2 protein-coding genes are annotated in these 1,096 nt (G+C 46.2%); one reads left to right on the top strand and one right to left on the bottom strand.

Annotation, left to right across the window (positions count from 1 at the left end; translation table 11 throughout):
• Positions 1 to 126: 126 nt before the first annotated feature.
• Entirely contained in the window at positions 127 to 426 is a 300-nt protein-coding gene (locus tag HMPREF3153_RS12280) for a hypothetical protein (protein WP_008490165.1), read from the top strand.
• Here HMPREF3153_RS12280 and HMPREF3153_RS12925 read toward each other — a convergent pair.
• Positions 423 to 959: a hypothetical protein gene (locus HMPREF3153_RS12925; RefSeq protein WP_008490166.1), complete on the bottom strand. Its 537-nt coding sequence runs from the start codon at positions 957 to 959 to the stop codon at positions 423 to 425. The genes HMPREF3153_RS12280 and HMPREF3153_RS12925 overlap by 4 nt on opposite strands.
• Between the last annotated feature and the right edge of the window lie 137 nt (positions 960 to 1,096).

The following is a 1,096-nucleotide window of genomic DNA, read 5'->3' as shown; positions in this document are numbered from 1 at the left end:
TGAATCGTGCCGCCCGTAGGGCAAAGAAAAAGCGGCGACATTAAGCGATTGCCTAATTCTCTGCCGAGTTTCCATAGTTGAATAAGTCGGCAGTTAACACACCTTATTTTCCGTAAACTGCCGACTATGGAAGAGAAAAACCTATCGTCATTAGTGTTCGGAAACGTCGTCCTTGAATCTCAGTTTTTGGGGACAACTCCTCGAATATATGCCGCTGACATGCGGTCTTATTCTTTACGCCCCAGTCCTTATGTCACTCTCTCTGCCCCCTTAAATGATTTAAGAGGGCAGCTTCAACCTGACCATGCTGAGGCTATCGCTAAGAAAATCTTTGACTCCGTGGCTGAAGAGCTGAACGAAAACTACCCAGGTGGTTGTGAGCGTGCAGAGGAGGAACTAAAAGCCTGGCTTATGCAGAGTAATTAGTGCACATTGCATGGAAGATGGACTTCTTTGGAGATACCAATGTCATGATGCTTTCCTGCAAAAATCTCTCCATCAATTCGATAATCATGCCCTGAAGTAGTTGGGTCACAGATCGCTTCTCCACGAACAAATCCGTAGCCACCCTCAGGAAGATTCTTAGAGGTTTCATCTACGGTCTCATAAGCAAATCCGAGATGTTCTTCTTGAAGTCTGATCTTTGCGCTTAAAGGAAGAAACCCAGTTCCAGTACACCGGACATGCAATCCATAAGAGAGAATTCCTCCGGCTTCTACCTGGGGATTCGCAAATGTTCCAGTGCATACACCTGCATTCAAAGAGCGAGTTGATATTCCATCATTCGATGTTTCCTCATCAAGCGTAAAAGTAAAGCTATCTCCAGGCTTCACCTCAGCCCGAGGTGATGCGCCTTCTGATATCTCAGTCGAAGTAGCAGATGCTAGCGGGCAAGAGAGGGCGAGGGCAGAAAGAACAGTTGCAACGACAGTACAAGTTGACCTGGTTTTAATTCTCATAAAAGTGATTATGTGGGTGGATAAAGAAGTCTGCAACACTTTGAAATAGAAATCCGACTAACGAATCTGGAGAATTAGCGCCCCTTTTTCTGTTCGCGCTCGAGCTTGCGGTGCGTGAGTTTGCCGAGCTTATGGAG

This window comes from Corynebacterium sp. HMSC06C06, from assembly GCF_001807295.1.
Taxonomy (GTDB): Bacteria; Actinomycetota; Actinomycetes; order Mycobacteriales; family Mycobacteriaceae; genus Corynebacterium; species Corynebacterium striatum.
Note: the sequence above shows the minus strand (reverse complement) of the source record. Positions and strands in the feature narration are given on the sequence as shown.

Bases quoted from the DNA above. Each gene is read 5' to 3' on its own strand.
- HMPREF3153_RS12925 (WP_008490166.1), bottom strand. From the start codon at position 959: ATGAGAATTAAAACCAGGTCAACTTGTACTGTCGTTGCAACTGTTCTT.
- HMPREF3153_RS12280 (WP_008490165.1), top strand. From the start codon at position 127: ATGGAAGAGAAAAACCTATCGTCATTAGTGTTCGGAAACGTCGTCCTT.